Annotated in this window: 30 protein-coding genes; all 30 read left to right on the plus strand. The window is 70.4% G+C overall.

Translation table 11 applies throughout. The annotated features are described in order from the left end of the window. Positions 1-814 (plus strand): phosphoadenosine phosphosulfate reductase domain-containing protein (locus tag ON30_RS31775; RefSeq protein ID WP_051030270.1); only part of this gene is annotated, 814 nt, incomplete at its 5' end. A 102-nt stretch (positions 815-916) separates the two neighbouring features. Next, positions 917-1,459, plus strand: coding sequence for a hypothetical protein (locus ON30_RS31780; RefSeq protein WP_040713614.1), 543 nt, complete (start codon positions 917-919; stop codon positions 1,457-1,459). Next, positions 1,456-1,812: a hypothetical protein gene (locus ON30_RS31785; protein ID WP_156371423.1), complete on the plus strand. Its 357-nt coding sequence runs from the start codon at positions 1,456-1,458 to the stop codon at positions 1,810-1,812. Before ON30_RS31780 ends, ON30_RS31785 begins: the two co-directional genes overlap by 4 nt. 141 nt (positions 1,813-1,953) lie before the next feature. Continuing rightward, on the plus strand, positions 1,954-2,763 hold the full coding sequence (locus ON30_RS31790; protein WP_082393604.1) for a methyltransferase: 810 nt from the start codon (positions 1,954-1,956) through the stop codon (positions 2,761-2,763). 120 nt (positions 2,764-2,883) lie between these two features. Continuing rightward, positions 2,884-4,137, plus strand: a complete 1,254-nt coding sequence (locus ON30_RS31795; RefSeq protein ID WP_051030271.1) for a hypothetical protein — start codon at positions 2,884-2,886, stop codon at positions 4,135-4,137. A 171-nt stretch (positions 4,138-4,308) separates the two neighbouring features. Further along, the gene (locus ON30_RS31800) at positions 4,309-4,938 is read left to right on the plus strand and encodes a hypothetical protein (RefSeq protein WP_156371424.1); all 630 of its coding nucleotides are present in this window, start codon (positions 4,309-4,311) and stop codon (positions 4,936-4,938) included. Positions 4,939-4,992: 54 nt separating this feature from the next. Beyond that, a complete protein-coding gene (locus tag ON30_RS31805; protein ID WP_040713620.1) occupies positions 4,993-5,727 on the plus strand; it encodes a hypothetical protein in 735 nt (244 codons plus the stop codon). Between the two features lie 91 nt (positions 5,728-5,818). Next, a complete protein-coding gene (locus ON30_RS31810) occupies positions 5,819-7,237 on the plus strand; it encodes a DUF3560 domain-containing protein (RefSeq protein WP_063719986.1) in 1,419 nt (472 codons plus the stop codon). Between the two features lie 195 nt (positions 7,238-7,432). Then, complete coding sequence (locus ON30_RS31815) at positions 7,433-8,968, plus strand: ATP-binding protein (RefSeq protein ID WP_040713622.1); 1,536 nt, start codon at positions 7,433-7,435, stop codon at positions 8,966-8,968. A gap of 183 nt (positions 8,969-9,151) precedes the next feature. Continuing rightward, on the plus strand, positions 9,152-9,682 hold the full coding sequence (locus ON30_RS31820) for a hypothetical protein (protein WP_040713624.1): 531 nt from the start codon (positions 9,152-9,154) through the stop codon (positions 9,680-9,682). A gap of 89 nt (positions 9,683-9,771) precedes the next feature. Continuing rightward, on the plus strand, positions 9,772-10,755 hold the full coding sequence (locus tag ON30_RS31825; protein ID WP_040713628.1) for a DNA-processing protein DprA: 984 nt from the start codon (positions 9,772-9,774) through the stop codon (positions 10,753-10,755). Next, positions 10,752-11,375 carry a magnesium chelatase domain-containing protein gene (locus ON30_RS31830; RefSeq protein ID WP_040713629.1) on the plus strand — a complete coding sequence of 208 codons (624 nt, stop codon included), beginning with the start codon at positions 10,752-10,754 and terminating at the stop codon, positions 11,373-11,375. Before ON30_RS31825 ends, ON30_RS31830 begins: the two co-directional genes overlap by 4 nt. A gap of 51 nt (positions 11,376-11,426) precedes the next feature. Then, positions 11,427-12,077 (plus strand): hypothetical protein, encoded by a 651-nt coding sequence (locus ON30_RS31835; RefSeq protein ID WP_040713630.1) that lies wholly within the window; start codon positions 11,427-11,429, stop codon positions 12,075-12,077. Between the two features lie 177 nt (positions 12,078-12,254). Continuing rightward, positions 12,255-13,085, plus strand: coding sequence for a class I SAM-dependent methyltransferase (locus tag ON30_RS31840; RefSeq protein ID WP_051030273.1), 831 nt, complete (start codon positions 12,255-12,257; stop codon positions 13,083-13,085). Between the two features lie 51 nt (positions 13,086-13,136). Further along, positions 13,137-13,709, plus strand: a complete 573-nt coding sequence (locus ON30_RS31845) for a hypothetical protein (RefSeq protein WP_040713632.1) — start codon at positions 13,137-13,139, stop codon at positions 13,707-13,709. A 58-nt stretch (positions 13,710-13,767) separates the two neighbouring features. Beyond that, positions 13,768-14,229, plus strand: a complete 462-nt coding sequence (locus ON30_RS31850; RefSeq protein ID WP_040713633.1) for a hypothetical protein — start codon at positions 13,768-13,770, stop codon at positions 14,227-14,229. Positions 14,230-14,336: 107 nt separating this feature from the next. Next, entirely contained in the window at positions 14,337-15,575 is a 1,239-nt protein-coding gene (locus tag ON30_RS31855; protein WP_040713635.1) for a hypothetical protein, read from the plus strand. Positions 15,576-15,606: 31 nt separating this feature from the next. After that, positions 15,607-15,825: a hypothetical protein gene (locus tag ON30_RS31860; RefSeq protein ID WP_040713637.1), complete on the plus strand. Its 219-nt coding sequence runs from the start codon at positions 15,607-15,609 to the stop codon at positions 15,823-15,825. A gap of 57 nt (positions 15,826-15,882) precedes the next feature. Next, complete coding sequence (locus ON30_RS36730; RefSeq protein ID WP_051030274.1) at positions 15,883-16,200, plus strand: hypothetical protein; 318 nt, start codon at positions 15,883-15,885, stop codon at positions 16,198-16,200. 105 nt (positions 16,201-16,305) lie between these two features. Next, complete coding sequence (locus ON30_RS36735) at positions 16,306-18,240, plus strand: ParB/RepB/Spo0J family partition protein (protein WP_051030275.1); 1,935 nt, start codon at positions 16,306-16,308, stop codon at positions 18,238-18,240. 94 nt (positions 18,241-18,334) lie between these two features. Beyond that, positions 18,335-18,667, plus strand: coding sequence for a hypothetical protein (locus ON30_RS31875; RefSeq protein ID WP_040713638.1), 333 nt, complete (start codon positions 18,335-18,337; stop codon positions 18,665-18,667). Next, complete coding sequence (locus ON30_RS31880) at positions 18,664-19,536, plus strand: bifunctional DNA primase/polymerase (RefSeq protein ID WP_157184015.1); 873 nt, start codon at positions 18,664-18,666, stop codon at positions 19,534-19,536. Before ON30_RS31875 ends, ON30_RS31880 begins: the two co-directional genes overlap by 4 nt. Before the next feature lie 30 nt (positions 19,537-19,566). Then, positions 19,567-20,328 (plus strand): hypothetical protein, encoded by a 762-nt coding sequence (locus tag ON30_RS40475; RefSeq protein WP_063719987.1) that lies wholly within the window; start codon positions 19,567-19,569, stop codon positions 20,326-20,328. Then, positions 20,325-20,762 carry a DUF3085 domain-containing protein gene (locus ON30_RS31890; protein ID WP_051030276.1) on the plus strand — a complete coding sequence of 146 codons (438 nt, stop codon included), beginning with the start codon at positions 20,325-20,327 and terminating at the stop codon, positions 20,760-20,762. Before ON30_RS40475 ends, ON30_RS31890 begins: the two co-directional genes overlap by 4 nt. Before the next feature lie 122 nt (positions 20,763-20,884). Continuing rightward, on the plus strand, positions 20,885-21,217 hold the full coding sequence (locus ON30_RS31895) for a hypothetical protein (RefSeq protein ID WP_040713640.1): 333 nt from the start codon (positions 20,885-20,887) through the stop codon (positions 21,215-21,217). Positions 21,218-21,319: 102 nt separating this feature from the next. Next, positions 21,320-22,255 carry a DNA processing protein DprA gene (locus ON30_RS31900; RefSeq protein WP_051030277.1) on the plus strand — a complete coding sequence of 312 codons (936 nt, stop codon included), beginning with the start codon at positions 21,320-21,322 and terminating at the stop codon, positions 22,253-22,255. Between the two features lie 142 nt (positions 22,256-22,397). After that, positions 22,398-22,931, plus strand: a complete 534-nt coding sequence (locus ON30_RS31905) for a single-stranded DNA-binding protein (RefSeq protein ID WP_040713641.1) — start codon at positions 22,398-22,400, stop codon at positions 22,929-22,931. Between the two features lie 213 nt (positions 22,932-23,144). Next, positions 23,145-23,351, plus strand: coding sequence for a hypothetical protein (locus ON30_RS31910; RefSeq protein ID WP_040713642.1), 207 nt, complete (start codon positions 23,145-23,147; stop codon positions 23,349-23,351). A 91-nt stretch (positions 23,352-23,442) separates the two neighbouring features. After that, positions 23,443-23,964 (plus strand): hypothetical protein, encoded by a 522-nt coding sequence (locus ON30_RS31915; RefSeq protein ID WP_156371426.1) that lies wholly within the window; start codon positions 23,443-23,445, stop codon positions 23,962-23,964. A gap of 17 nt (positions 23,965-23,981) precedes the next feature. Then, on the plus strand, positions 23,982-24,410 hold the full coding sequence (locus tag ON30_RS31920) for a hypothetical protein (RefSeq protein ID WP_040713646.1): 429 nt from the start codon (positions 23,982-23,984) through the stop codon (positions 24,408-24,410). The last annotated feature ends 82 nt before the right edge of the window (positions 24,411-24,492 follow it).

A 24,492-nucleotide genomic window follows, 5' to 3' on the forward strand; every position in this document is an offset into this window, starting at 1 on the left:
GAGCGGCAAGGACAGCCAAGCGATGGCAGATGTCCTGGTCGAGGTGTTCCACCGCCTCGGCGTGCTGGACCGGGTCACCACCGTCCACGCCGACTTGGGCCGCGTCGACTGGCCCGAAACATCGGCGCTCGCGCGAGAACACGCTGAGTACTACGGGCTGCGCCATGAGGTGGTAGCCCGCACCGGCGGCGATCTGCTCGACCGCGTCACCGAACGCGGCAAGTGGCCATCGCATAGAAACCGTTGGTGCACAAGCGATTTCAAGAGATCACCGGCGCGGCGGGTGATCACGATGCTGGTCGCGGAATCCCGCGCCGCCGGGATCGTCGACCGCCCGATCAAGGTCTTACACGCGATGGGTCATCGGGCCCAGGAATCGCGGGAACGCAGCAGACGGCCCGCGTTCGTGCACGAGCCCGGCCGGACGTGTCCGTGCCCGTCGTGTGCCGCCGCCCGCGCGGACGGGAATCCTCCCAAGGGCGGTGTCTCGAACTCGCGACGGATCGTGGACACCTGGCTGCCCATCCACGCCTGGGACCTGGCCACGGTGTGGGCACGGATCGCGGCGGCGGGCACCCGGCCACACAGTTCCTACCGGGCTGGATTCGGGCGAGCGTCGTGTGTGTTCTGCATCTATTCGTCCAGGTCAGGGCTGGTTCGGGCCGCGCGCCTGCACCCGGAGTTGGCCGCGCAGTACGCGGCGGTCGAGGCCGAGATCGGGCACCGCTTCCGGGTGGATGTGTCCATGGCCGAGGTGATCGCCGACGCCGCCAGCGATACCGGTGCCGGGGTGGTCGCCGACCGGATCGACTGAACCCGCGATGACCCGCCGCTGCGACCGGCTCCGGTCCGTTTCCTGGCACGCCGAGCCTTCCCTCTCCACGCATCATCCGAACTCGCAGAAAGGCGAGAGATTGTGAGTGACAACGAGATCGACGCCTATCACCCCGATTTCGATCCGTACATGCCCGATGAGCATCGGATCGAGGACGCGGTGAAGGTGTACATGGTGTTCGAGGACGGCCGCTGGTGTCTGGACGCGTTGATCCAGCAGGGCGATCCCCTCGACGAGGTGACCGGCACCCGGTGCAGCTACGAGCAGCCGCGCGAGGATTGCGCGGTCTGCTCGACCCCGCAGGGCCTGGCCGCTGTCGAGGCCGCCGACCGCGCCCCGATGCCCACCCCGCGCGAGTTACTGGACATGCTGGCCGCGGAGTTCGGTGTCGTTCTCGTACCGGCCGCGATGGCAGGACCCGGACCCCACATCACGCGCCTGAGCGCGCAGATCCAGCAACTGCTCAACAGGCGCAGCGAAGTCGACCAACTCGGCGAACAACTGCGCGAAGCCTTCGTCGCCGCGGTCGAACTGGCGACCTACCTCAACACCCAGCCCCGGCACGGACGACTGCACACTGTGCGGTCCCTGATCGCCCGCATCACCAGGAACCCCAGCTCATGACCCACCCTGCCGGGGTGGCGGCGGCCTGCGGGTGCCCCGAGTCCGCATCCTCGGTCGTGGGCGGTGTCCATGTCCGCCATCACCCGCGGTGTCTGCACGGTGAACCCCGCCGCTACGTCTGGTCCTACGCGGGCGCCTTGTACACCGGCAGCCTGGCCGACTACGGCGAGCACTTCGAATCCCTGGACCCCGACGCCCGCCACCGGCTCACCGCCGCCGGGGACGAGTTACGCACCTGGACCGAGCACTACCAGCTGCACGTCACCACCACCATGACCCCTGAGCACCGCGTGCTCTGTCGCCTCGCCGTCACCGGGGAATGGGTCGACCTGCTCATCGACATGTCCCGTTGACGCCCAGGCGCGCCGGCGCAGCTCCGGACGTTCGAGTCCGCCGACGCCCCGCCGAGTGCGCGGCCCGCGGTGCGGCGTCGCCCCGACGGCGGGCTGCCGAGCCCCTCGTGTCCCTGCCCCCAGTGTGAAAGGTGATCATCGATGGCTGTCAGAACCTCGGTGCCGGTGCCCGAGTTCGCTCGCGAGATCCTGGCCGAGTCTCGCATCGAGGGCAACAACCTGGTGTTGCCCCAGCAGTTGAGCCACGCCGACTACCGGAAGATCAACAGGGTCATCGAATCCATGGGCGGGCGATGGAACCGCCAGGCGCGCGCCCACGTCTTTCCCGACGATCCCACCGAGATCATCGCCGCCGCCCTCGCGCGCGGCGCGACCCCCAACACCGACCGGAAAGTCCTGACCGGGTATTTCGCGACTCCCGAACCGGTGGCCCGCCATCTCGTGGCCGGTCCGCATGCCGGGATCGCGGCTCTGCCGCCGGGTGCGCGTGTGCTCGAGCCCTCAGCCGGGGACGGTGTGCTGGTGCGGGCGATCCTGGCCACCAACCCCGGCGTGGAGATCACCGCCGTCGAACCCGACCCCACCCGTGCCGCCGCGATCGACTACGACCCGCGGGTCACCATCGTCATCGACGGATTCGACGAATTCGCCGCCACCGCGGAACCCGGGTACGCCGCGGTGGTGATGAACCCGCCCTTCGCATTACCCGGGCGGGCGACGGTGTGGATGGACCACCTCTACACCGCCTGGAACCTGCTCGACCAAGGCGGGCAACTGCTGGCCCTGGCGCCCGAGAACTACACCTACCGCGCCGACCGCGACCACCACGCCATGCGCGAGTTCATCACCGCCCACGGCGGGTACGAGTCACTGCCGCCCGGATCGTTCGCCACCTCCGGCACCGGCACCGCCGCCGTGCTCCTGCACGCCCGCCGCCCCCACGACCACTGACACCGGCACTCATCCGAACCACCGGTCTGCACCGACGCCGGGCCACCGCTGTCGATTCCGGCCAAGGTCGCGGTCCTGTGCACGCCGGACCGCGTCATCGTGCTGAAAGGAACGGCTCCCATGCGCGAGGACGTCGAGGGATTGTTCCCTCTCGCAACGCTTTTCGGTGACGAGGCGATGCCGATATGCTGGTCGTTCGGATTAGGCGTCGATAGCGCCGCCGGCGTTACCCGCACGCTGCTCGATCCGGGGTTCCGGCCCCCGCAGTTGCTCGATGATCTGTCGAACCTCACCGTGATGGTCGCCCAAACCGGTGACGAGTGGCGAGTGACCAATGACCTTGTCGCCCAACATATCCTGCCGCTGCTCGCTGCCCGTCGGGTGCGTTTCGTCGAAGTCGCGCGCGCCGGTCCGAGTGTCGCCGATGGGATCGTGGTCCTGCAAGACACCCGGACCCCGACCCGGCTGCATCCCGACCCCGACGAGCACGGCTTCTACCCGCTCTCGGCCGAGCACCGCGGCAACGGCGTCATGCCCACCCTGGCAGGGCGCGCCTGCTCGGCCAAGGCCAAAGGCCAGCCCCTAGATGCTTGGCGCGCAACACATTTGGGTCCGCGACCCTACATCCACGCGATCGGTTATTCCGCAGAGGAGTCGGGGCGGATCGCCCGCGACACCTCGGTCACGATGGGCGGGCGCCGCCACCCGATCTACCCCTTGTACGAGGCGGGAATGACGCGCGCGATGAGCCAGGGCTACCTGTACGGATTGTTCGGTGTGTGGTGGCCGAAAAGTTGCTGTAGGCAGTGTGGCTATATTTCGGTACCTAGCTGGCCCGATCAGCTCGCCCGCTACCGCACCTTTCCCGAGGAAGCGTTCAAACATCTCGTCGACGAGTACTGCGCGCTGGCGCTCAACCATCGCAGTGGCCTGTTCGGGCCGGGTAAATCGTTGCGGGACCGCCTGCGCGCCGACGGTGCTTGCGAGGTCCATGCCCTGGCCGACGCGGCGATGGATGTGTGTGAGTGGGCGGTGTATCGGGTACGGCGCTGCTACAGCGCCCGCGCCCAAGCATGGCGCGCGGTCGAGATCATCCACCGCGCCGACCGCGCCGAGGCCGAGCGGTTCATCGGCAACCTCGCCGATAGCCTCCAGATAGCTGTCCGTGTCGACGGTGAGCACACCCGGCTCTGGCTGACCGTCGAGACCGAGGACTATCCACGCCTGGAAGAGTTCTTCGTCGCGGCCCCGAACACGATAAACCCGAAGAAACGTTCGGGTTTCGAGACCCGGTGGGGCGGACACGCCGACGAACGGCTGCTGGCACTCGAACACGCCGCCCTCCACTACGCGGACTCTCCGGTCGCCGCCTGAGCGCCGGTTCCCCGGTTCCTCACGCCGACTGCCAGTTTCGCACTCCGCGCCCCGCGCCGCATCCGGTCCACACCGCGCCGAGAGCTGTTCCATTCCCGGCTCCCGATGCGGTTGCGGCTTCCGACGGCCCGGCGCGAGCTGGCCTGCCTCCCTACCGAAAGGACGATGATCGTGTCCCAGATTCAGCACGAGTTCACCGCTTTGGAGACCGAAACCCTGATCTGCACGGCCGCGGAGCTGTGGGCCAGTACCGGCGACCCCCACGACATCCTCGGCAAGCACCAGAAGCAACTGCTCGACCGCGCACACGAACGTCTCACCGACGACGACCCCGACGACGGCGAACACCCCGTCGCCGGCCCCACCGGCGAGAAACCGGCGACGGCCTTCGTCATCGCTCACCACGACCCGGTCCCGTTCGCGATCGACGAACCCGCCTTCGCGCGGTGGCTGGCCGCCCACCACGACCGGGTCGAGGGCCTGCTCCCCGGCGAGCACGACACCCTGCCCGCCAGCGACCTCGTGGCGTTCTTCGACGCCGCGCGCGAGGCCGAGGTCCTCACCGAGGACCCGCGCCTGGAGCTGTGCCTGGACCACAACGACCCTCCCGGCCTGCCCGGGTTCACCCTCATGCTGCGCAACCAGCACGGCGACCAGGACGGGCTCGGGCTAACCACCGGATTCACCCAGATGTTGTTCCCCGACTCCGGGACCTCCACCGCCGAGGCCGCACGGTTCCACCTCGAACACATCCTCGAGGTCGCCAACGGCGTTCTCTCCCTGCTCACCGGCCGCCTCTGACCTGCGCAACGCCGCGCACCTCCTCTCCCACAATCAGTGAAAGCAGGACTCGCCATGATCCCCGTTCCGGAACTACGTACCTGGGCAGCCGGCCTGGACCTGTCCCACCACGTCGGGATCGACGAGGGCGGGCTGACCCTGGTGGAGATCCCCGACCACGACCGGTCCTCCGGCGCCTACCTCGAGGTCGGCGGCTGCGACGACGACCCCGACCCCACCGACCCGCCGACGATGGAGACGGGGCCGGTGAGTGCGGCGCCGGGTTCGGTGGTGGTGTCGGTGGCGGATCTGCTGGCCCTGGTCGGCGGGACCCTCACCCGCGCCGAACTGCCTCGCGTGCGGGCCGCGATACGGGACTCGAGCGTCGGTGACACTTTCAGTGAGGTGGTGTTCGCGGTCATCACCGCGCGCCGACACGAACTCCTCGCCGGGCTGCGGGAGTTCTTCAATCCCGGCGCGTTCACCGGCCGCCTCACCCACCGACCCCTCGCCGAGTTGCCGAGCGATCACATCGGTCGGCTGTTCGGTCAGATCGAACACGCGTCCAGGCTGTCGCTGATGCGGGTGTGCTGCGGGGACGCGGCCCGGGTCTGTGTCCTCGACCGCGAGACCGACCGGTTGTTCGACCTCGGCGAGACCTTCCAGGCGTGGCTGCACGGCGACGCCCCGCTGCCCGGGGCGGTCACGGGGTGGATCGGTGATCCCGTCGACGACTTCACCTACGACGAACTCACCCACATCGGCCGCCACGACTACCGGCTGCCCGAACATGACGCCGCCAGCGACTGACGTCGTGCCGGATCACAAATCCGGCAGCCACACAACACACCCATAAACATGCGTACATCTGCATGTCGATATTGGATGGAGGTGGTGCTCCGTGTCGGAGCCACTCACGATCTCCCACACCGCCGAGGAAGGCACTCTGCTGGAAGGGACCGCCCGCGGCGACGGCACCTACGAGGTGATGCTTCAGGTGCGCGAGGCGATCGGGCATTGGAAGTGGGGCCGCAGCCTCGACGGCTGGTATGTGGTGTCCTCGCGTGATCGCCAGCCCAAGCAGTACCACATCGACTACGCCGCGACGAAGCTGCGCGAGGCCGGATACACCGTCGAAGTCGACATCGACCGCACCGCGCGCGCGACCGCCGACGCCGAGACCGACCGCGCGAGCCGTCAGGCTGATAGGGTCGATGCGTTGCGGGACAAGGCATCCCGCAAGGACGCGAAAGCCAGCGCCGCGGAAGCCGCGGCTCAGCGGGCCCACGACAGCTTGCCGCCGTTCGGCGAACCGATCAAGATCGGGCACCATAGCGAACGCCGTCATCGCAACGCGATCGACAAGGCGTGGAAGACATTCGGGCGCTCGGTCGAAGCCGACCGCGAGGCGACCCGCGCCCACCAGCGTGCCGAGTCCGCCGCCCACACCACCGAACAGCGGTACTCCCCGCGCACGGTCGCCAACCGCATCGACACCCTCGAAGCCGAACAGCGCGGGGATCAACGTGTCCTGGACGGGCACACCCGCCGGTTCCTCGACGGCCGCGGCGAGGTCTACCAGACCGAAACCACGACCCCGGCGACCGGCGAATATCGGGAGCGGGTGCTGGCCCGGATGACCCAGCGCGAGCGCGACATCGCCTACTGGAAACAGGTCCGGCAATCCCAGATCGATGAGGGTTTGACCCCGGGCTGGGGCCGCGACGATTTCACGGTCGGGGACTTCGTGCGCGCCCACGGCTCGACGTGGCGTCAGATCACGCGCGTGAACGCGAAATCGGTGTCGGTGGTGAACTTTTCACTGTCGCCGATGTTGCTGCACACGATCACCGCGAAGATGACCGGGCACCGGTGGATCACCACCGACGACACGGTGCGTTTCCACGAGGTCACCGCCGTCATGACCGAGGCCCAGGCCCGCGACCGGTTCCCCGACATCTTCGCCGACCTCGACACCACCACCGTGCCGCCGCGCCCGAAACGCAAGACCGGCAGAACCAAACTCGACTACCAGCAGGGTCTCCAGGCCGAGCACTGGTCCTGGACGGTCGAGGGCATCGACTACGACGCGACGTGGCCGCATCCACCGTACTGGTACGCCACCCCACCCGAGCCCATCACCGAACCGGGTGTGCTGCGGCTGCGCGCGCGGCACCGCCCGGACAGCCGCGTGTTCGGTGACCCGGTCGAACTCCCGGTGACCGAGTTCGCGATCACCGGGCCGGTGCGCTGGCCCGAAGAGGTCCACAACCAGGTCCGTGACCTGGTCGAGGCCCGCACCTACCTGCCCGCCGCCTGACATCCTCCGCGCACGACATCGCGCCATGACGATTCCGCGCGCCACGGATTGCTCGATTCCACTGCACCACAACAGTATCCGTCGAGGTCGGTGACGACGCCGACTTTGTTCGGGCAGCCTGTCGGCCGAATCCCCGCCGGCGGCCGGGCTTGCGTGGCGTCGTGTCCCTGTCCTGTCCGAGATCGGAGAACTGTCATGCCCGCTATTCCTGCTCGTCACGATGCGGTGGCCTGGTCGGTGACCGTGCGCGGACTCACCGGACACCTGCGACAGGTCACGGCCGAGGTCACGCCGGGACTGCCCTCGCTCACCGTGACCGGCCCCGGCGAGGATCGCCCGCCCGCCTGTATCGACCGCGTCCACGCCGCCCTCACCGGGGCCGGGTGGGCGTGGCCGCGGATCCGCCTCACCCTCACGACCTCCCCGCCGGTGCCTGCGGGCATCGACGGTATCCACGACCTCGCCGTCGCCGCGGCGATCCTGGCCGCGAGCGACCCGGCCACCGTATCCGCGCCACGCCTGGCCGGGGTCGTGCTGCTGGGCCAGCTCGGCCCGGACGGGAGTGTGGTCTCGGTGCGCGGGATCCTGCCCGCGGTCCTGGCCGCCCGCGACCACGGACACACCGTCGTGATCGTCCCCCACGCCAACCTGGCCGAAGCCGCTCTCGCGCCGGGGATCACCGTGCTGGGCGCGGTCCACCTGCGCGGGGTGCTGGCCTGGCTCGGCGGCGACAAGGACGCCGTGACCGGCCCCGCCGCCGTCCCGGCGCCACCGGAATCGACCGGTGTGGACCTGGGCGATATCCGCGGTCACTACCGGACACGGTGGGCCCTCGAGGTCGCCGCCGCCGGGGGCCACCACGTGCGGCTGATCGGGCCTGCGGAGGCCGGGCTCGGTGCGCTCGCCCGCCGCCTGCCCGGACTCCTGCCGCGCCTGACCGAGAGCGAGTCGCTCGAGGTCCGGGCGATCGCGTCGCTGACCGGCACCCTGCCCGAGGGACCGCTGCCCGCCATCGCCGCCCGCCCCTTCGTCGATGTCCACCACTCGGCGAGTGCCCGCGCGCTGCTGGGCAGTGCCGGCTTCGCGCGTCCCGGCGCGCTCGCACGCGCCCACCACGGGGTCCTGCACCTCGAGTCCTATCCCGATCTGCACGAGCGCGCACTCGACGCGCTGCGGACCTCCCTGGAAGCCGGGGAGGTCGTCGTCGCCAACCGCGACAACCTGCTGCGACTGCCGTGTGAGGCCCTCGCGGTCTTGACCTCGTCCGAATGCTTCTGCCCCGCAACCCATCAGGGCGCGTGTGCTTGCCCGGCGGGGGCAAGGCGCGGCCACCAGGACCGGCTGCGCCGGGTCTTGGCCGACCGGGTCGACATCACCGTCCGCGAGAACCCCGACGACCGTGCGGGTTTCGGGAACGACTCGCGCGAGACCAGCGCCGAGGTCCGCCACCGGGTCACCGCCGCCCGCACCGCGGCAGCCCACCGGTGGCGCGAGCACGGTCACACCCTCAACGCCCGCATACCAGCATCGCTGCTGCGCCAACAGTTCCCATTGTCCCCGACCGAATCCGCACCGCTCGAAGCGGCACTGCGGGAGGGCCGGATCACCCGCCACGGGGGTGACCGTGTCCTCGCGGTCGCGGTCACCATCGCCGACCTGCGCGGCGCCGATCATCCCAGCACCCACGACCTCGTCGAAGCCCTGCACCTGCACGGATTCGGCAGACCATAGCCCCATCCGAATCCTGGCCCACCGCGCCCACATACCCACCGCGACCGACGGCAGAGCCGGTCCGCGCTCACCACAGCCGATTCGCCGGGGATCGGGAATTTCATTGTCGGACCGGCTGATACGCCGCCTCTCCTTGCACACGCAACGGCATCGGTCGCCCATGTCGAAGGAGTCGTTCGTCTCGTGTCCACACCCGCGCCCACCGACCCGCACACCACCGAGATCGGCATCCGCGTCGAGAATGCCCGCGCGCGAGCCGAGGGCTTCGTCTGGGGCGTGCTCCACATCCAGCACCCCGGCACCCGCGAGGCGAGGACCGCCGCCGCGTTCGCCGCCGCCTACGCCGACCAAGTCACCCAATCCCTCACCGACGGCAGCGTTTCCGTGCCCGGTCTCGCGCAGGCGTGGGTCGCGTGGCGGGTCAGCGGTGACCTCACCGCGCACCTGGCGCCCGTCCCGTCGCCGGTCGAGCGGGTGCCCGGGTTCGCCGAATACGACGCGGCGCTGCGCGATCGCACGGCGTATTGGCTGTGCGCCGAAGCCCTCGGGTACGTGCGCGGCTGGTGTGATGCCGCCGGGGTCGGCTCCGGGGACGCGGTCGATTTCGCCCACGCCTACGCCGTGCTCGTCGCCGCGGGCGGATCGCGGCCCAGTATCGACGACGCCTGGACCAACTGGCGCGCAGGCCGCCCCCTCACCGCCATCGGCGGATGAACACCCGCCACCCCGCACGCCCGGCCGCGCCGAGCGCACCGCCCGGACATGCCCAGCCGACTCACGCACCGACAGAGAGGAATCCGCCAATGAACACTATCGATCACCGGCCGTCCGTGGCGGTGCGTGACCCCCGGCGGCTGGCGTGGGCGCTGCTGTCGCGCGCCGCGCGCGGACCCTCGAAACCGGTGTGGGAGCTGATCGACCGCCTCGGTGTCGAAGACGCCGCACACGCGCTCGCCACCGGCGCGGCCGAGGTGGAACCGGGGGTCCTCGCTCGCGCGGATCCCGATCGCGCCGCCGCGGATCTGGTGGTGCACTACGCGGGCGGGGGACGGTTGATCACCCCCGACGACACCGAATGGCCGAGCGCGCATCTGGCCGCGCTGCACGCCCCCGAGTGGGGCGGCGAGCACTTCGTCGGTCCTGTCGCGTTGTGGGTGTCGGGCACCGCCGCGCTGTCACCGATCGTGGAGGACGCGGTCGCGGTCGCCGGGACACCGCGCCCGAGCGGTTACGGGATCGAGGTCACCACCGCGATCGTCACCGAGGTCACCGCCCGCGAGATGACGATCGCCGCCACCGGCGGGCTCGGTATCCCCGCCCACGCCCTCACCACCGCCCACCAGGTCCCGGCACCGACGTTGACGGTGCTGTCGTGTGGCACCGATCTGGCCTACTACCACCACAGCCGCCACCTCCAGCACCCACGGCCCGGCACCGGCTTGTTGGTCAGCGAATACCCACCCGGCACCCCGACACGACCCGCCCGGGTCGCCGCGGCGCATCGGTTGCTGGCCGCGCTGTCCCGCGCCACGGTCCTCATCGAGTCCGACTGGCGGTGTTGGAGCGAAGCAGCGGTCCGGTGGGCGCAGCGGCTGGGCCGTAACGCCTACGCCGTTCCCGGGCCGATCACCTCCCCGACCTCCCGCAGCGTCAACTGCCTCATCGCCGACCACGGCCTCACCCCGGTCGCCTCACCCCGCGACATCTACCTGTGCGCCGGTGACCTGCCGGACGAACCGTTTCCCGACGACGACGCCCCGGATCGATCGAACGGAGAACCCGCGTGATCGAGCACTTCGCCTGGACCGCGCACCCGACCCGCGACGGCGACACCGAGCTGGCCCTGCTCGCCGCCAGTCCGACCACCGAGGTGGACACGGTCGCGGCGGTGCTGGCCGCGCACCCGGTCGTGCGCGAGCCCCGCAATCGGATTCGGGCCGCCTTGGCCAACAGCGACGCCGCATATCCGAGCGACCCGTATCGCCTCTACCGGCTCGGCGGGGCCGGCCATCACACCCAGCACGATCTGGCCGCCGCGCTCACCGTGCACCAACTCGCCACCGACCCGCTCTGGGGCGGGCTGCTCGACCGCATCGTGTTCCTCGCCGAACTCGGCCTCGACGGCAGCCTGCGCCCCCGCCTCCCGGCCCACGCGATCGCCGCCGTGGCCGCGGTGGCGGCGCGCGCCGAATTCCGCTACGCCGTCACCGCACCCCCCACCGACAGCACAGGTCTCGGCCCGGTCGACGGCATCACCGTCGTGTCTCCGACCGATCTTCGGGGTGTCCTGGACTGGCTCGACTCGCTGACCAGCGACCCGCCCGCACCCACGACCGCCTCACCTGCGGTCACCGTTGGCGGCGACGCCGATCCGGACGGACTGTCCAGCGACGCGGAGGACCGCTGATCGCGGCGGTCTCTCGGCTCGTTCATCTACCCGACTATCGAGGAGGCCGGCATGGGTTCGACCGGATATCACGTGCCCATCGAGACCGACACCCACCGCTTCGTCCTGGACAACCTGCGCGAACTCCTGCCCGACGGGCACCGCGTCGTGGAGCACTGCCGCACGTCACTGGGGACCGGCCGCCACGGTGGCTGGTCCTACGCTCTCTACGCCGCGGTCGCCGACACCACCACCACACCGGTGACCGTGTCGGCGTCGGTGGTGCTCTACCTGCGCCAGCACCGCGAGGGTGCCTCGGAGATCGTCGTCAAGCACCTGCACGAGACCGAGGGACCCGTCGACCACGAAGGCGTCACCCGCCGGGTCCTGCAAGCCCTCACCCCCACCGAGGATCCCGCCGCGTGTGAGTGGCGCGGGCACGCGATCGACCACCACCGTGCTGTCGCCGAGGGCCGCCGTCGCGCCCGTGACGCGGTCGGTGCGGTGATCCGCCTGGACCGCGCCTACACCTACGGCCATGGCGTCGGTGCCGTCGAGCAGGTCCTCGTCGTGTCCCCGACAAGCTGGCGGCGCGCCGAGATCACCGAGGGCCGGACAGTCACCGACTCTCCCCTGCTGCGCGCCGCCCCCGGGTGGGCGCTGCGCGAATTCGAGATCCTGCGCGCACCAACGCAATCCACGCCACCGATTCCACGATCCTGAACCGCAACGGATCACCGTGCGTGACCGCGCAGCCGCACCAGAGGCCCGCGCTGGCCTGTCCCGGGCGCATCTGGTTCACCCCATCCATCCATCCGGTTCACCCCATCCATCCCCTTGTCGTCGCATCCCCTGCCCTGGGGGTGTGGCGGCTTTCCTGTGTTCGGAGGTTGATCTTTCATGGGCAGACTCACTCGTGACCAGGCCGCCGCGCATCGCGAAGCCCTCGGGCTGGCCGGGCTGCGCCGCGACCTCGACGAGGACGAGAAACGTTTCGTTCTCGCCCATTTCCAGGAATCGGCCGACCCCAGCCATCCTGTCGGGGGCGCGTTCTTCACCCCGGAAGACCTCGCGGACTGCATGTCCCTCGATGTCGTCGGTCCCCGGGTGATCGACCTGTGCGCCGGGATCGGCGCGCTCGCCTTCGCCTGCCGTAACCTGGATGAGCAGCGCAGGGGGCTGCCCGCACGCGAAATCGTCTGTGTCGAAACGAATCCCGCGTTCGTGGCGGTCGGGATGAAGGTGGTTCCCGAAGCGACCTGGGTCTGCGCCGATGTGTTCGATATCGGGCGGCACCGGTGGCGGATGTTCGATACCGCGATCGCCAATCCGCCTTTCGGCAATCACGCCCGCGCCGGCAACGCTCCCGGCTACCGCGGATCCCGGTTCGAGTACCACGTCATCGCCTTGGCCTCACACCTGGCCCGCAGCGGCGTCTTTCTGATCCCGCGCGATTCGTCGCCCTTCCACTACAGCGGCGGCCAGGGAATGCGTGAGGGACGCGGCGATGCCGAATACAAGCGGTTCTCCTCCGGCACGGGCATCGCGTTGGAGCCCGGGTGCAGTGTCGATACCGCCTTCCACGACCCGTACTGGCATCACCGCCCGGTCCGGACCGAGATCGTGACCACCGACTTCGCCGATACCGCCCTCGCGCGCCGCCGCCGCACCCGCGCCCGCGGGGCTGCCGCGTTGACGCCGCCGTGGGATCGCCCGGCCCGCGCCAGCTGACCACACCCTCCACTTCTACCTCGCCGTTTCCGGCAGGAGTCTGGATTCGTCATGCCCACACCAGGTTTCAGCGTCAGTACCACGACCAACACCACCGAGTTCGGGGCCTCCTACACCCTGTTCGCCACCGACGACGCCCCCTTGACCGGGACGGTGTTCACCGACATGGGCGAACACACCGTCTCGGTCGACGGGATCCCCGAGCGCCGGTCGATGGTGGTCGTGCGGTTCTTCGGCCTGCGCTCGGGCAGCGAGGCGTTGGGCAATCCGCGGGTGGCGGCGCGGTTCGTTCCCGGTGAGCCCGGACGCGGGGCCGCAGCGGCGATGTGCCTGGGCGAGCCCGGTCGCCTGCACCTCGACCTCGGTCACCCGCTCGGCGGCCTCGAGGCCGATCTGCGGGAACTGGTGACCGACACGGTCATCGAGATCACCGCCGAGTTCCTGACCGACGAACGCGCCGCACGGCATCGCCATCACTGCGCCGAGGAGCGCCGCCAGGACGCCGCCACGGCCCTGGGAATCCTCGACGTGCTCCAACAGCGCGGCTACCGGCGTCTGGCCGCCGCCCGCGCCGAGACCGACGCTTCCTGGGCACTGGTCGAAGCATTGCGCCGCCCGAGCTGACCCCACCGCGCGATCGATACCCGCCCACCGAGCGCGCCAGACCCGAGGAGCTTCGACGATGTCCGACACCTATCTCGCTCTGACTCCCGCGGTGTTGTCCGATCTGCGTTCCGTGCTGGCCTATGCCGAGATCGGCGAAGACCGCGACTACGAGGAATGCGACGCCCTCGCTCGTGCCCATCACATCCTGCACCCGATCCGACGCCTGAACGCGTGGCTCGACGGTGCCGCGGATCCGGAAACATCCTTCGTCTACATCCAGCAGGGCGGGGTGGGCACCGAGTACTACCTGCACGCCTTCGACACCGCCGACGACGCCGAAGCCGGGCGCGTGGACTGCGCCGGAGACGACGGCGGAGGTTTCCCCACCACCGCGGTCGTGGCGATCCCCGCGCTCACCAGCGACCAGCTCGACGCCGTCGAAGAACTCATCCAGCAGATCGACACCCTCACCTACGCCGTCACCGACACCGAGGACGACGAGGACGAGAAGGAGGACGGTCTCGACGCCGTCGCCTGAGCCTTCGAGAACTCACCGATCCCATCTGCGCACACGCGAAATCCGCCCGCCGCGAGCGGTGGTGCTCGCGTGTCGTATCCGCCTGTCCGAGAGAGGAACACACTCTGATGTCGATCGCTTCGACCGTGCGTCACGCCGAACTGGGCGACCTCGTCGCCCTGCTCAACGATCAGCAGGCCGCCAAACTCGACGTCCTGGCCCCGGCCTCGGCGCTGCGCGCCTGCGACGGGCTGTTGCAGCTCTCGGGTGTCGAGCCGGTACTCGACGAGCGCGGCTTCACCGATGTGGATGGCCTGTATCGGCCGACCAGCGCGGCGGATTCGCATCTGGGGTCGAAGCTGAAGATCCCCGCCGGCTACCTGAAATCGTTGCGGGAGATCGAGCGCACCGATCTCTACGACGCCAACGTCAACGGCCTGCTCCACGGCCCGACCGATCCGCGCCTGCCCGGCGGCCCCGACGAGCGCTCGTTCCTGCTGCGCCTGTTCACCTCGTCCGTGCCGAATCAGCCGGGGATCGTGCGGGCGGTGCTCTCGGACCGGTACGGGATCATCGACAACCTCGACGTGCTCGCCGCCGTTCTCGACGGTATCCGCCTGGCCGACACCGACGTCGAGGTGCGCTCGTGTGACCTGTCGGAATCCTCCATGCACTGCAAGGTGTATTCGCCGAAGATCCGCGCGCTGGCGCCGACGTTCCTGGCCGACTATCGGACCCCGTTCGCCAACCCGGAATTGGAGGCCGAACGCCGCCGCGTCGCCGGGCAGATCGACACCGGCCGCCGCCTGGCCGCCCGCGAGGGCCGCGGCTACCGCCCCGGCGCCGAGCCGGTGGTGTTCGCGGGGTTGCGGTTCTCCAACTCCGAGATCGGTCATCACGCGGTCACCCTGAAACCGGAGCTGTTCGTGCAGATCTGCGGCAACGGGCTGACGCTGCCGTTGTTCGCGTTCACCAAACGCCACGTCGGGGACCGCCTCGAGATCGGCGGTACCCGCTCCTGGTCCCAGGACACCCAGCGCAAACGGCTCGCGGTCATCACCGCCGAGACCCGCGACAAGGTCTCGGAGTGGATGTCACCGCAATTTCTCGCCACCCGCGTGGCCGAGTTGGAACGCGACGCCGGGACCCCGGTGCACCAGCCCGAACGCACCCTCGAGGTCATGAGCAAGAAACTCGGGTTCACCGAGGACGAACGCACCGGGATTCTCTCGCACTTCATCGCCGGCGGGCAGCTCACCGCGGCCGGGATCGCCAACGCGGTCACCAGCTACTCCCAGACCATTCCCGATCCCGATCGCGCCGACGACCTCGACGACCTCGCGCTGACCGCGATGACCCTCGTCTGATCCCGCCTATCCCCTTAAGGAGTTGTGCCTCATGACCGAAACCACCACCTTGACCCGCGCCGAGTTCGACACCGCCGAGCACTTCGGCGCCGCCGGCGCGGTGACCGCACTGGGCGAAGACACCGTGGCCCGCTGGCGCGAACAGTTCCCGGACTGGAAGGCCAAGCACTGGGGCTACACCGACCCCGAGGCCCCGCACGGGGCGCGGCACCTGCGCCCGATCAACGTCGCCCCCCGCACCAAGAAGTAACCCGCCACCCCGCCGAACGCCACCACCGGTCGACACCGGGAAAGGAGCTCGCACACCGTGACGAACAAGAAGCGGCAAGTGGTGCTGCCCGCGGAGTTCGACGCCGTCGCCGACATTCTGGGTCTCGACTCGCAGGGCTGTGTGGTCATCCGGTTCGGAACCGACCACACGATGGTGCTGACCCCGTGCTGTCACGCCAGCGGCAAGGGCAGCGCCGATTCGATCTCCGGGGTCGTGTGCCGGGCCTGCTACCGCGACGTGCCCATCAAACACGGCGGCATCGACGCCGAGATCGTGATCGCTCGCGCCGATCTCGACATCGTCGTCGCTGACGCGCCCGCGCGCCCCACCGAGACCGAGCCCGAGCGCGGGTAGGCGCCGCTTTCTTTCCATCCATCGAAGTCCCCTCCCCCTGAGGCAGGGACCGGCCAGTCCAAAGCTGGCCGGTCCCTGCCTCTTTCACGTTAGGAGCCCGTCTCGATGCCCACCGACACCGACACGCCCACCACCGACACCGGATTCGACGTCGACGCCCAGGTCCCCGCCCTCGATCCCGATCCGGCCGCCGCCGAACCCGACGGCCAGGACCACGCCGGCTCCGACGCCGACGCCGCCGACGACATCACCGCCGAACCCGGCCGGTTCGACGAGTTGTGCACGGGGCCGACCGTGGATCCCGCCGATCTCGAGATTGACGAGAACGTGCGCAAGGACTTCCGGCTCGAGGACCACCCCGAGGTCACCGATTCCATCCGCGAGCACGGCGTGCTCACCCCGATCCTGGTGATCCGCATGCCCGACGGCCGTCTCGTGGTGCGTGACGGGCAGGTCCGGACCCTGACCGCGCTGGCGTTCGAGTTGCCCGAGGTCCCGGTCTACATCCGCGACTACGACCCGGCCGTCGACGCGACCGAGGCCGAGATCGCGCGGATCTTCGAGCAGATCACCGTCAACGACCGGCGCATCGCGCTCACCAACGGCGACCGCGCCGCCGGGGTCACCCTGGCCCTCGAGCTCGGGGCCTCGGTCACCCGGGTCGCCAAGGCGTTGCAGACCAAACGCGAGGACGCCAAACTCGTCGGCAAGGTCGGCGCGTCGGCGACCGCGCGCCGCCTCATCGACGAAGACGACCAGTACGACCTCACCCACGCCGCGGTCATCGCCGAGTACGAGACCCTCGGCGACCACGACGCGGTCCGCCGACTGCTCAACGTGCGCACCGGCGTGTTCGACTACGAGGCCAAACGTATCGGCGTCGAACGCGCCGAACAGCGCGCCTACCTCGCCCACGCCCTGCCCTACGCCCAGGCCGGGCTCGGGGTCCTCACCGACTACCCCGACCTCCACGACACCGACACCGACACCGAGCTGTTGTGCGCGGCCGAGATCGTCGACGCCGAGGGCAACGCGCTCGAATTCGCGACCATCGCCGCGAACCCCGGGCCGTGGCTGGTGTGGCTCGACCTCGACCAGGACCCGGTCTGGGTCGAGATCGACTCCGGCCACATCATCGACCCCGACACCGTGGACTGGGACACCAGCGAGGACCCCGACGCCGAACCCGCCGACGGCCTGCGCCACGCCCGCGAGGTCGAACAGCGCGACCAGATCGTGACCGAATACTTCCTGCCGCGTGAGCACCTCGACACCGTCGGGCTGCGCGAATACACCGAACCCGAACCCGAACCCGATTTCGCCACCGATGACACCGGCACCGATATCGGTGACGTCGCCGACGACGGCGAGGACCCCGACACCGGCGAGCGCCGCAGCCGGTTCCCGCAGGTGGACCCCGAGCAGGCCGCCGCCGATCGGCGCGCCGCCGCCGACGCCGCCGCCGAGGCCGCGGCGCAGAAGGCCGAGATCGATCGGGCCGCGCGGCGGCGTGTGCGCGAACTCAACAAGCTCGGGCTGGCCGCCAAGCAGACCCGCATGGAATTCGTCATCCGCCTCATAGCGCGCAAGACCCCGCCCGCCCAAGCCGCGCTGTTCCTGACCCGGTCCCTGCTGGCCGATCCCGGCCTGACCGGGGAATACCACAGCTTCGACTCCGCGCTGAAACTGCTGGGCATCGAGGGCTACCGGTCCCGCGCCGACCTGCTGGCCACCCTCGACACCCTCAAACCCGCACGCGCCCAGGTCATCGCACTCGCGCTCGTGCTCGGTGGCTACGAACACCGCGCCGACAAGGAACTGTGGCGCTACACCCAACCCGCGGTCCGCCGCTACCTGAACTTCCTGCGCGAACTCGGCTACACCCTCGTGCCCGTCGAACTCGCCGCCCTCGGCGAACTCGACCCCACCGACATCGACATCGACAACCCCACCGCGATCAGCGAACCCACCGACACCGATGTCGAGGCCACCAACGAGGAAACCGACAGCGACGAGCAGGACCTGCCCGAAGCCGCCTGACCCCCTCCCGAGTCCCGGTGCGCCCGGCAGAGTTCGGGCGCACCGGGGACCGCGTCCCGCCTCTTCTCGCGGCATTCTCCGAAAGGAGTCCGTTGTGCGCACCCCCGACGATCCCACCATCGACACCCTGGCCCGCACCGACAACGGCTATCGCGCGCGCAGCCTGTGCCTGGTCTTCCACCAGCCCGCCGACATCACTCTCACCGTCGAGGCCGACGGCCGCTTCCGCGCCACCGTGCGTGTCTTCGACCAGATGAGCCTGTCGTGGCATGTGGTCCTGCGCGCCGACCACCACGACTACCACCCGCTCGCCACCGACCCGGACCAGCCCGCCACCTTGGAGCAGGTCCGCGCTCTCGTGGACGATCTCCACGCCACCGCGGTATGGGTCAGCAGTACCGCCTACCACCAGGGACCACGGTGGTGACCACCACGTCGGCGCGCACCGACGTCGTGGACCTGCGAGGCTTCGCTCTCGACCTCGCCGCGCGCGGGTGGCCGGTGTTCCCGGTCCGGCCCGGCGCCAAGAAACCGCCGGTGTTCAAACGGTGGCCCGACCACGCCAGCACCGACCCGGCCCGCATCCGCCGGTCGTGGGACGAGGCCCCTGCGCGGAACGTGGCGATCGCGACCGGCCCGGCCGGGTTGTGTGTGATCGACCTCGATCCCCGCCACATGAGCCCGCCCGCCACCGGATTCGCCGACGCCGTGGCACGCCTGGCCAGCGCATCGACCGCCCCGGTGCCGGTGACCTGGACGGTGGCGACCCCGCACGGCTGGCACCTCTACTACGCCGCTCCCGCGACACCGCGGCTGCCGTGCACGATCGGGCGCCTCGGCGACGGGATCGACACCCGCGCCCACGGCGGCTACGTCATCGCGCCCGGATCGCGCACCCGCCACGGCCACTACACCGTGATCGCCGATCACCCGGTCGCCGAACTCCCGACCGAACTCGTCACCCTGCTCACCCCGCCGCCACCCGCGCCCGCCTCTCGACTGCCCGCGACCGCGACCCATCCCGACGCCTACCTCGCGGCCATCCTCGCCGGGGAAGCCCACCGCGTCGCGACCGCCCGGCTGCATTTCCGCAACCACACGCTGTTCCGGGCCGCGCTGGTGCTGGGGCGGCTGGTGGCCGCCGACGAGATCAGCGAACACCACGCCCACCGCGTGCTGTCGGACGCCGCGGCCGGACACGTCGGGGTCGAGGGATTCACCAGCGGCGAAGCCGATCGCACCATCGCCAACGGACTGCGCTACTCCCGCTCCCGTCCCCGCCACCTGCGCCGATAACTCCCCGACAGGCAGAAATGGAGACCTCTCATGCCGGATCCGCGCGTGGAAGTCGTGGTGGTCTGTGACCCGTCCGGAGAAACCGAGGTGTCGGTGTTCCTCGACGGAGTCGCCACCGACTGCGAATCGGTCGTGATCGACGCCGGTCGCGGCTGGGAATGGGACGAGTGGCGCGAGTTCCGCGACGCCACCCTCGCCGGACCGGGCAGCGCGGCCTGCCGCGCGAGGCTGATCGACGCCTTCGACGACCCGCCCGGCGGTGAATACGTCCTGGGCCGCGACCGCACCCACTGGCTCGACGGCGTCGACCGCGAAGACTGGCTCCCCTCCCGTTACCGGCTCACCGGGCCGCGCGCCCTCGCGGTCACCGTGCCCGCTGCCCCCGACGTCGACGCCTTCGCCTTGGCGTATCTGTGTCGGCACCTGCCCGAGGGGCAGCGCCTGATCCGCTACGACCGCACCCCGGCCGCCGACGCGGTCGCGGCCGGGGTCACGACGAGCTGGGACACGGTGTTGACCGCGGTGATCGCCGACACCACCACCGGCGAGGTCACCGCCCACCAGCTGCTCTACCGCCCCACACCCGACACCGATACCGGCCGGGTGCGGATCGAGTTGGCCCACCGCCACGAGATCGAAGGCAGCAACTACTACCGCCGCCTGGACCCGCGACTGCTCACACCACTCACCCCCATCACCCGCACCCGCGCACGCCTCTGGCGCGCCCAGGTCCGCCGATGCGCCGCACCACCACCGGCCGCCACCGTCGGAAAGGACACCTCACCCCAATGATCAAGGCCCCGCTCTGGTTCCGCCGCACCGACGTGCTCGAACTCGCCGAACACGCCATCGCCGCCCCCGAACACCGGCAAGCCTACGGCGACGAATCCCCGGTCGGGACACCGTCGCTGATATGGGTCAAGGACGACGGGATCTACCTGCTCAGCAACGGGCTTCCCAACCAACCCCGCACCGACACCGACCCCCCGACCAACAAGATGCACGTCGTCTACGCCCACGGCCACGGCCCCGGCACCCACTGGGACCACGGTGCGCCACTCGGCGACGACTTCGTCGAATACCTGACCCTGACCGAGCCCGACGGCGACGACTCCACCTCACTGCTCGGCCTCCTGCGCAACCCCGACGACCCCGCGAAATGGCTCGTCCTCACCGCACAGCCCGACACCGTCACCATCGAACTCAGCGGCACCGGCCCCTCCTGAGATCCGATCCGAACATCGCCGGGACACACACGCATCCGGCGAGTCCTGCCGGAGTCGGCGCGCCCATCGGCGGTTCACCTCACGCCGTCGACCCTCGATGACCCCGAGTCCGGAGGACCCCCATGCTCGAATCGACCTCGAACACCCCGACCACCGACCCGGTCTTCCGTTCGCCCCTCGACACGATGACGGCCAGCGAGGCGCGCCCGCATCTCCAGTTCTGCCGCGGCGAGGACGATCTCACCGCGCACCCCGGCGGTGAGGCCGACGCGACCGAGGTCCGGGTGTGGGCAGGCGAGCTGTGTCTGGCCGCGGTCACCCTCGATGCGGGCGGGTGGAGCTATGCCGGAGGCGACTGCGGGCACCGGATCCTCGAGGAAGACATGCACGCCCGCTTCCCCGACTGGCGCGCGGCCCTGTGCGCGCTCACCGGCCTCGCCCTCCCGCCCGAATAGACCCGCACGTCACCCCCGATTCCGGCGCGCGGTCACGACGCCCTTCGGCCCCTGGCCACGGGCCACATCCGCTCGACCCCACCACTTTCGAGGAGTACTGCCATGCACACGATCGCCCCGGTCTCCGATACCCGGCTGCGGGCGTGGGCGATCCTGGCCCGCGCCGCCCTCACCCCGACCACCTACCCGGACGTGGTCGTGTCCACCCGGGCGCTCGCACCCGATATCGAGGACGCCGCCGACCGGATCGGCGCGCTCCCGACCGGACTCGGCGCACCCGCCACGCTGGCGGAGCTGGCCGACCGGGATCTCGACCGCGCCGAGCGGGCCGGGGCGTGGCTGCTCACCCCCGACGATCCCGCCTGGACCGGACTCGCCTTCGACGACCTCGACGCCCGCGACAGCCGGTTCCTGGAGGCACCGATCGCGGTGTGGGTGCGCGGCACCGTCGAGGCGGTCTCGGTCCTGACCCGCGTCGCTGTGATCGGGTCGCGGGCGGTCTCCCCGCGCGGGGCCACCATCACCACCGAGATCGCGGGCGCGCTCGCCGAACGCGGTGTGCACATCGTCAGCGGTGGCGCCTATGGCGTCGACGTGTGCGCGCACCGGGCGGCCCTTGAGCGCGGTGTGGCGACCACGCTCGTGTCCGCAGGCGGGATCGACCGCGTCTACCCGGTCGCCCACGCCGAGGTGTTCGAGGCCGTCGCCGCGACCGGCGCGATCCTGTCCGAATACCCGCCCCGCGACGGTGTCGAACCCGCGCGGTTGCTCGCCCGTAATCGCCTCGTCGCGGCGATGTCGCGGCAGGTGGTGATTCCCGAGGCCGGTGTGCGCTCGGGCACCTTCGCGACCGCACGGTGGGCGCGGCAGTTGCACCGGCCCGTCCTGGCGGTGCCCGCCGCCCCCGGCGCAGCCGCGCGGGGCTGCGACCGACTGATCGCCGACGGCGACGCGCGCGCCGTGCACTCGGTCACCGACGTACTCGCTGCGCTCGACGAAACCGCCGACCCCGAACCCCGCCACCCGCACCACGACTAGCCACGCAGCCACGCAGCGTCATCGGCCACCACCCACCGCGCCGACGCCCGTCCGCGCGGTGACGATGGCTCGCGGGTGGGGCCTGACCCTGTACGCGAATTCGTTTGTCCCTGTTGATCATCGACCTTCGAGGAGAACCGCCATGGCCGGAGACACCGTCATCACCGTGATAGGAAATCTGACTGCCGACCCCGAACTCAAGTTCACCCCCGCCGGCGTCGCGGTCGCGAACTTCACCGTCGCGTCCACCCCGCGGTACTTCGACCGCACCACCAACGAGTGGAAGGACGCCGAGGCGCTGTTCCTGCGGTGCAACATCTGGCGAGAGGCCGCGGAGAACGTCGCCGAGAGCCTCACCAGGGGTGCGCGCGTGATCGTCAGTGGACGGTTGAAGCAGCGCTCCTACCAGACCCGCGAGGGTGAGAAGCGCACCGTCGTGGAACTCGAGGTCGACGAGGTCGGTCCGTCGCTGCGCTACGCCACCGCGAAGGTGAACAAGCAGAAGTCCAACCGCGCCAACACGAACAACGGTAGCAGTGATCGCTCCCGCGAACTCGTCGGGGCCGCCGCGGGTAGCCGCAGCGGTGACGACGACCCCTGGGCCACCACCGCCGGTAGCGGATTCGGCGGCGGCTTCGGCAACGGATTCGGCGGCGGCGTGGAGCCTCCGTTCTAGAAGGCCCCCTCCGCGCCTGCGCCCCCGCGCGTCGGAGGCGGGGCGCGAGCGGTGGCCGCACCCGACACCCCCGGTCGGGTGCGGTCCCCTTCCGTCCCACCGGTATTACGTGCCGCGCGGTAGTCGCGGCGCGAATCGCGGGCCTTCTCCCACGACCCGCACCGCGTCAGCGGGCACCGACCCCCGCTCCACTGTCGAAAGGTCGGTCTTCGCGTGAACGATTTCGAGAACTCGACCTACACCTGCGAGCAGGGCGACTGGGAGCCGCGCTGGTACAGCGTGCTCGGCCCCGACTGGCAGCTGTGGTGTGAAGCCGGTGACCGCGCCGAGGCCGTCGCGGCCATGCGCCCCGGTGATCGGCTCGTGCGTACCTGGCAGCGGATCCGCGTCGAGTCGCAGATGCGCGAAGAACACCCCTGAATCGAACCCCCGTTTCATTCCGACAGCGGTGGATCCCGCGCGAATCCGCGTGAATCCGCCGAAACCCCCGCCAGGACCAGGAGATCCCCCGATGAACGAGCCAGCACCTACCGAAGCTCCCGCCGTGACCGCGTCGGCAACAGCGGCGTTGATCGCCCTCGCCGAGCACACGCCCACGCGGGCGCGCGCCGCGATAACCGTGGCGCTGGCCGAGCTGACGCCTGCGGACTGGGCATGGCTGGGACTGGTCCACCGCGGCCACGCCCACTCACCCGACGCCGCCCTGTCCCGGGTCCTGACCCTGGCCGCGGCCCGGCTGGCCACCACCGCCACCACCGGTCCCCGCCCGCCCGAGCACCGGCCGCGCCCAGGCGGCGGCGTGGAGGTGCTCGAGGTCCCGGTCGCGGACGAGATCCGCGCCCTGTTGCGTGGCCCGGTCCGCGAGGACTGCTACGACCTGCGCCTGCACGCCGAACCGAACCCGGCCACCGACGCGGCGCGCACCACCGATGCGGCGATCGCGGCCCGCGCCCGCCACCGGGCGGCCCACCCTCGCCGAGTCGTGGCCGTCACTGCCGGGAGGACCGGCACCGGCGACCGGCTGGTGGCCTGACCCGGGAGAGGATCGCTATGAGCGTCGACGACCCGCGGGAGACGGCCACGATCCAGATCCGGTTCCTGACCCACGTGCTCGACCGCCTCGACGCCCTCGCCGAGCAGGCCAGCCCGTGGGACGGGATCCGCCGCCTGCACGCGGTCATCGCCGCACGCCTGGCCGTGATCACCGACACCGACCCGCCCGAAGCCGACGCCGACGACACGGTCGGCGGGCACGGTCGGCTCGCGTTGCTCGCGGTCGAGCTGCACCGGCTACGGCGCACGAGGACCCCGGCCACGCTCACCACCGGTGGCGGGCACCGCCTCCGTGTCCGGGTCCGGGCGGTCGGACGCCGCCACACCCTCGTTCACACCGACGGCGGACACACGCTCGCCGCGGTGCTGGTGCCGCTGCGGTTCATCGAATCGGTGGACCCGCTCGAACCCGGCGCGAGGCACTGACCACTGCCCTGCGCAACCGATACCCCACCACCCGAGGCCACCGCCCGAGCAAACAGCGATCCATCTCGGCTCGCATACACGC

This window comes from Nocardia takedensis NBRC 100417, assembly GCF_000308695.1.
Taxonomy (GTDB): Bacteria; Actinomycetota; Actinomycetes; order Mycobacteriales; family Mycobacteriaceae; genus Nocardia; species Nocardia takedensis.

Excerpts from the sequence above, each read along its gene's own strand:
- ON30_RS31785 (WP_156371423.1), top strand. The coding sequence starts at position 1,456 with ATGACCCACCCTGCCGGGGTGGCGGCGGCCTGCGGGTGCCCCGAGTCC.
- ON30_RS31790 (WP_082393604.1), top strand. The coding sequence starts at position 1,954 with ATGGCTGTCAGAACCTCGGTGCCGGTGCCCGAGTTCGCTCGCGAGATC.
- ON30_RS31795 (WP_051030271.1), top strand. The coding sequence starts at position 2,884 with ATGCGCGAGGACGTCGAGGGATTGTTCCCTCTCGCAACGCTTTTCGGT.
- ON30_RS31805 (WP_040713620.1), top strand. The coding sequence starts at position 4,993 with ATGATCCCCGTTCCGGAACTACGTACCTGGGCAGCCGGCCTGGACCTG.
- ON30_RS31815 (WP_040713622.1), top strand. The coding sequence starts at position 7,433 with ATGCCCGCTATTCCTGCTCGTCACGATGCGGTGGCCTGGTCGGTGACC.
- ON30_RS31825 (WP_040713628.1), top strand. The coding sequence starts at position 9,772 with ATGAACACTATCGATCACCGGCCGTCCGTGGCGGTGCGTGACCCCCGG.
- ON30_RS31835 (WP_040713630.1), top strand. The coding sequence starts at position 11,427 with ATGGGTTCGACCGGATATCACGTGCCCATCGAGACCGACACCCACCGC.
- ON30_RS31840 (WP_051030273.1), top strand. The coding sequence starts at position 12,255 with ATGGGCAGACTCACTCGTGACCAGGCCGCCGCGCATCGCGAAGCCCTC.
- ON30_RS31845 (WP_040713632.1), top strand. The coding sequence starts at position 13,137 with ATGCCCACACCAGGTTTCAGCGTCAGTACCACGACCAACACCACCGAG.
- ON30_RS31850 (WP_040713633.1), top strand. The coding sequence starts at position 13,768 with ATGTCCGACACCTATCTCGCTCTGACTCCCGCGGTGTTGTCCGATCTG.
- ON30_RS31855 (WP_040713635.1), top strand. The coding sequence starts at position 14,337 with ATGTCGATCGCTTCGACCGTGCGTCACGCCGAACTGGGCGACCTCGTC.
- ON30_RS31860 (WP_040713637.1), top strand. The coding sequence starts at position 15,607 with ATGACCGAAACCACCACCTTGACCCGCGCCGAGTTCGACACCGCCGAG.
- ON30_RS36735 (WP_051030275.1), top strand. The coding sequence starts at position 16,306 with ATGCCCACCGACACCGACACGCCCACCACCGACACCGGATTCGACGTC.
- ON30_RS40475 (WP_063719987.1), top strand. The coding sequence starts at position 19,567 with ATGCCGGATCCGCGCGTGGAAGTCGTGGTGGTCTGTGACCCGTCCGGA.
- ON30_RS31890 (WP_051030276.1), top strand. The coding sequence starts at position 20,325 with ATGATCAAGGCCCCGCTCTGGTTCCGCCGCACCGACGTGCTCGAACTC.
- ON30_RS31895 (WP_040713640.1), top strand. The coding sequence starts at position 20,885 with ATGCTCGAATCGACCTCGAACACCCCGACCACCGACCCGGTCTTCCGT.
- ON30_RS31900 (WP_051030277.1), top strand. The coding sequence starts at position 21,320 with ATGCACACGATCGCCCCGGTCTCCGATACCCGGCTGCGGGCGTGGGCG.
- ON30_RS31905 (WP_040713641.1), top strand. The coding sequence starts at position 22,398 with ATGGCCGGAGACACCGTCATCACCGTGATAGGAAATCTGACTGCCGAC.
- ON30_RS31915 (WP_156371426.1), top strand. The coding sequence starts at position 23,443 with ATGAACGAGCCAGCACCTACCGAAGCTCCCGCCGTGACCGCGTCGGCA.
- ON30_RS31920 (WP_040713646.1), top strand. The coding sequence starts at position 23,982 with ATGAGCGTCGACGACCCGCGGGAGACGGCCACGATCCAGATCCGGTTC.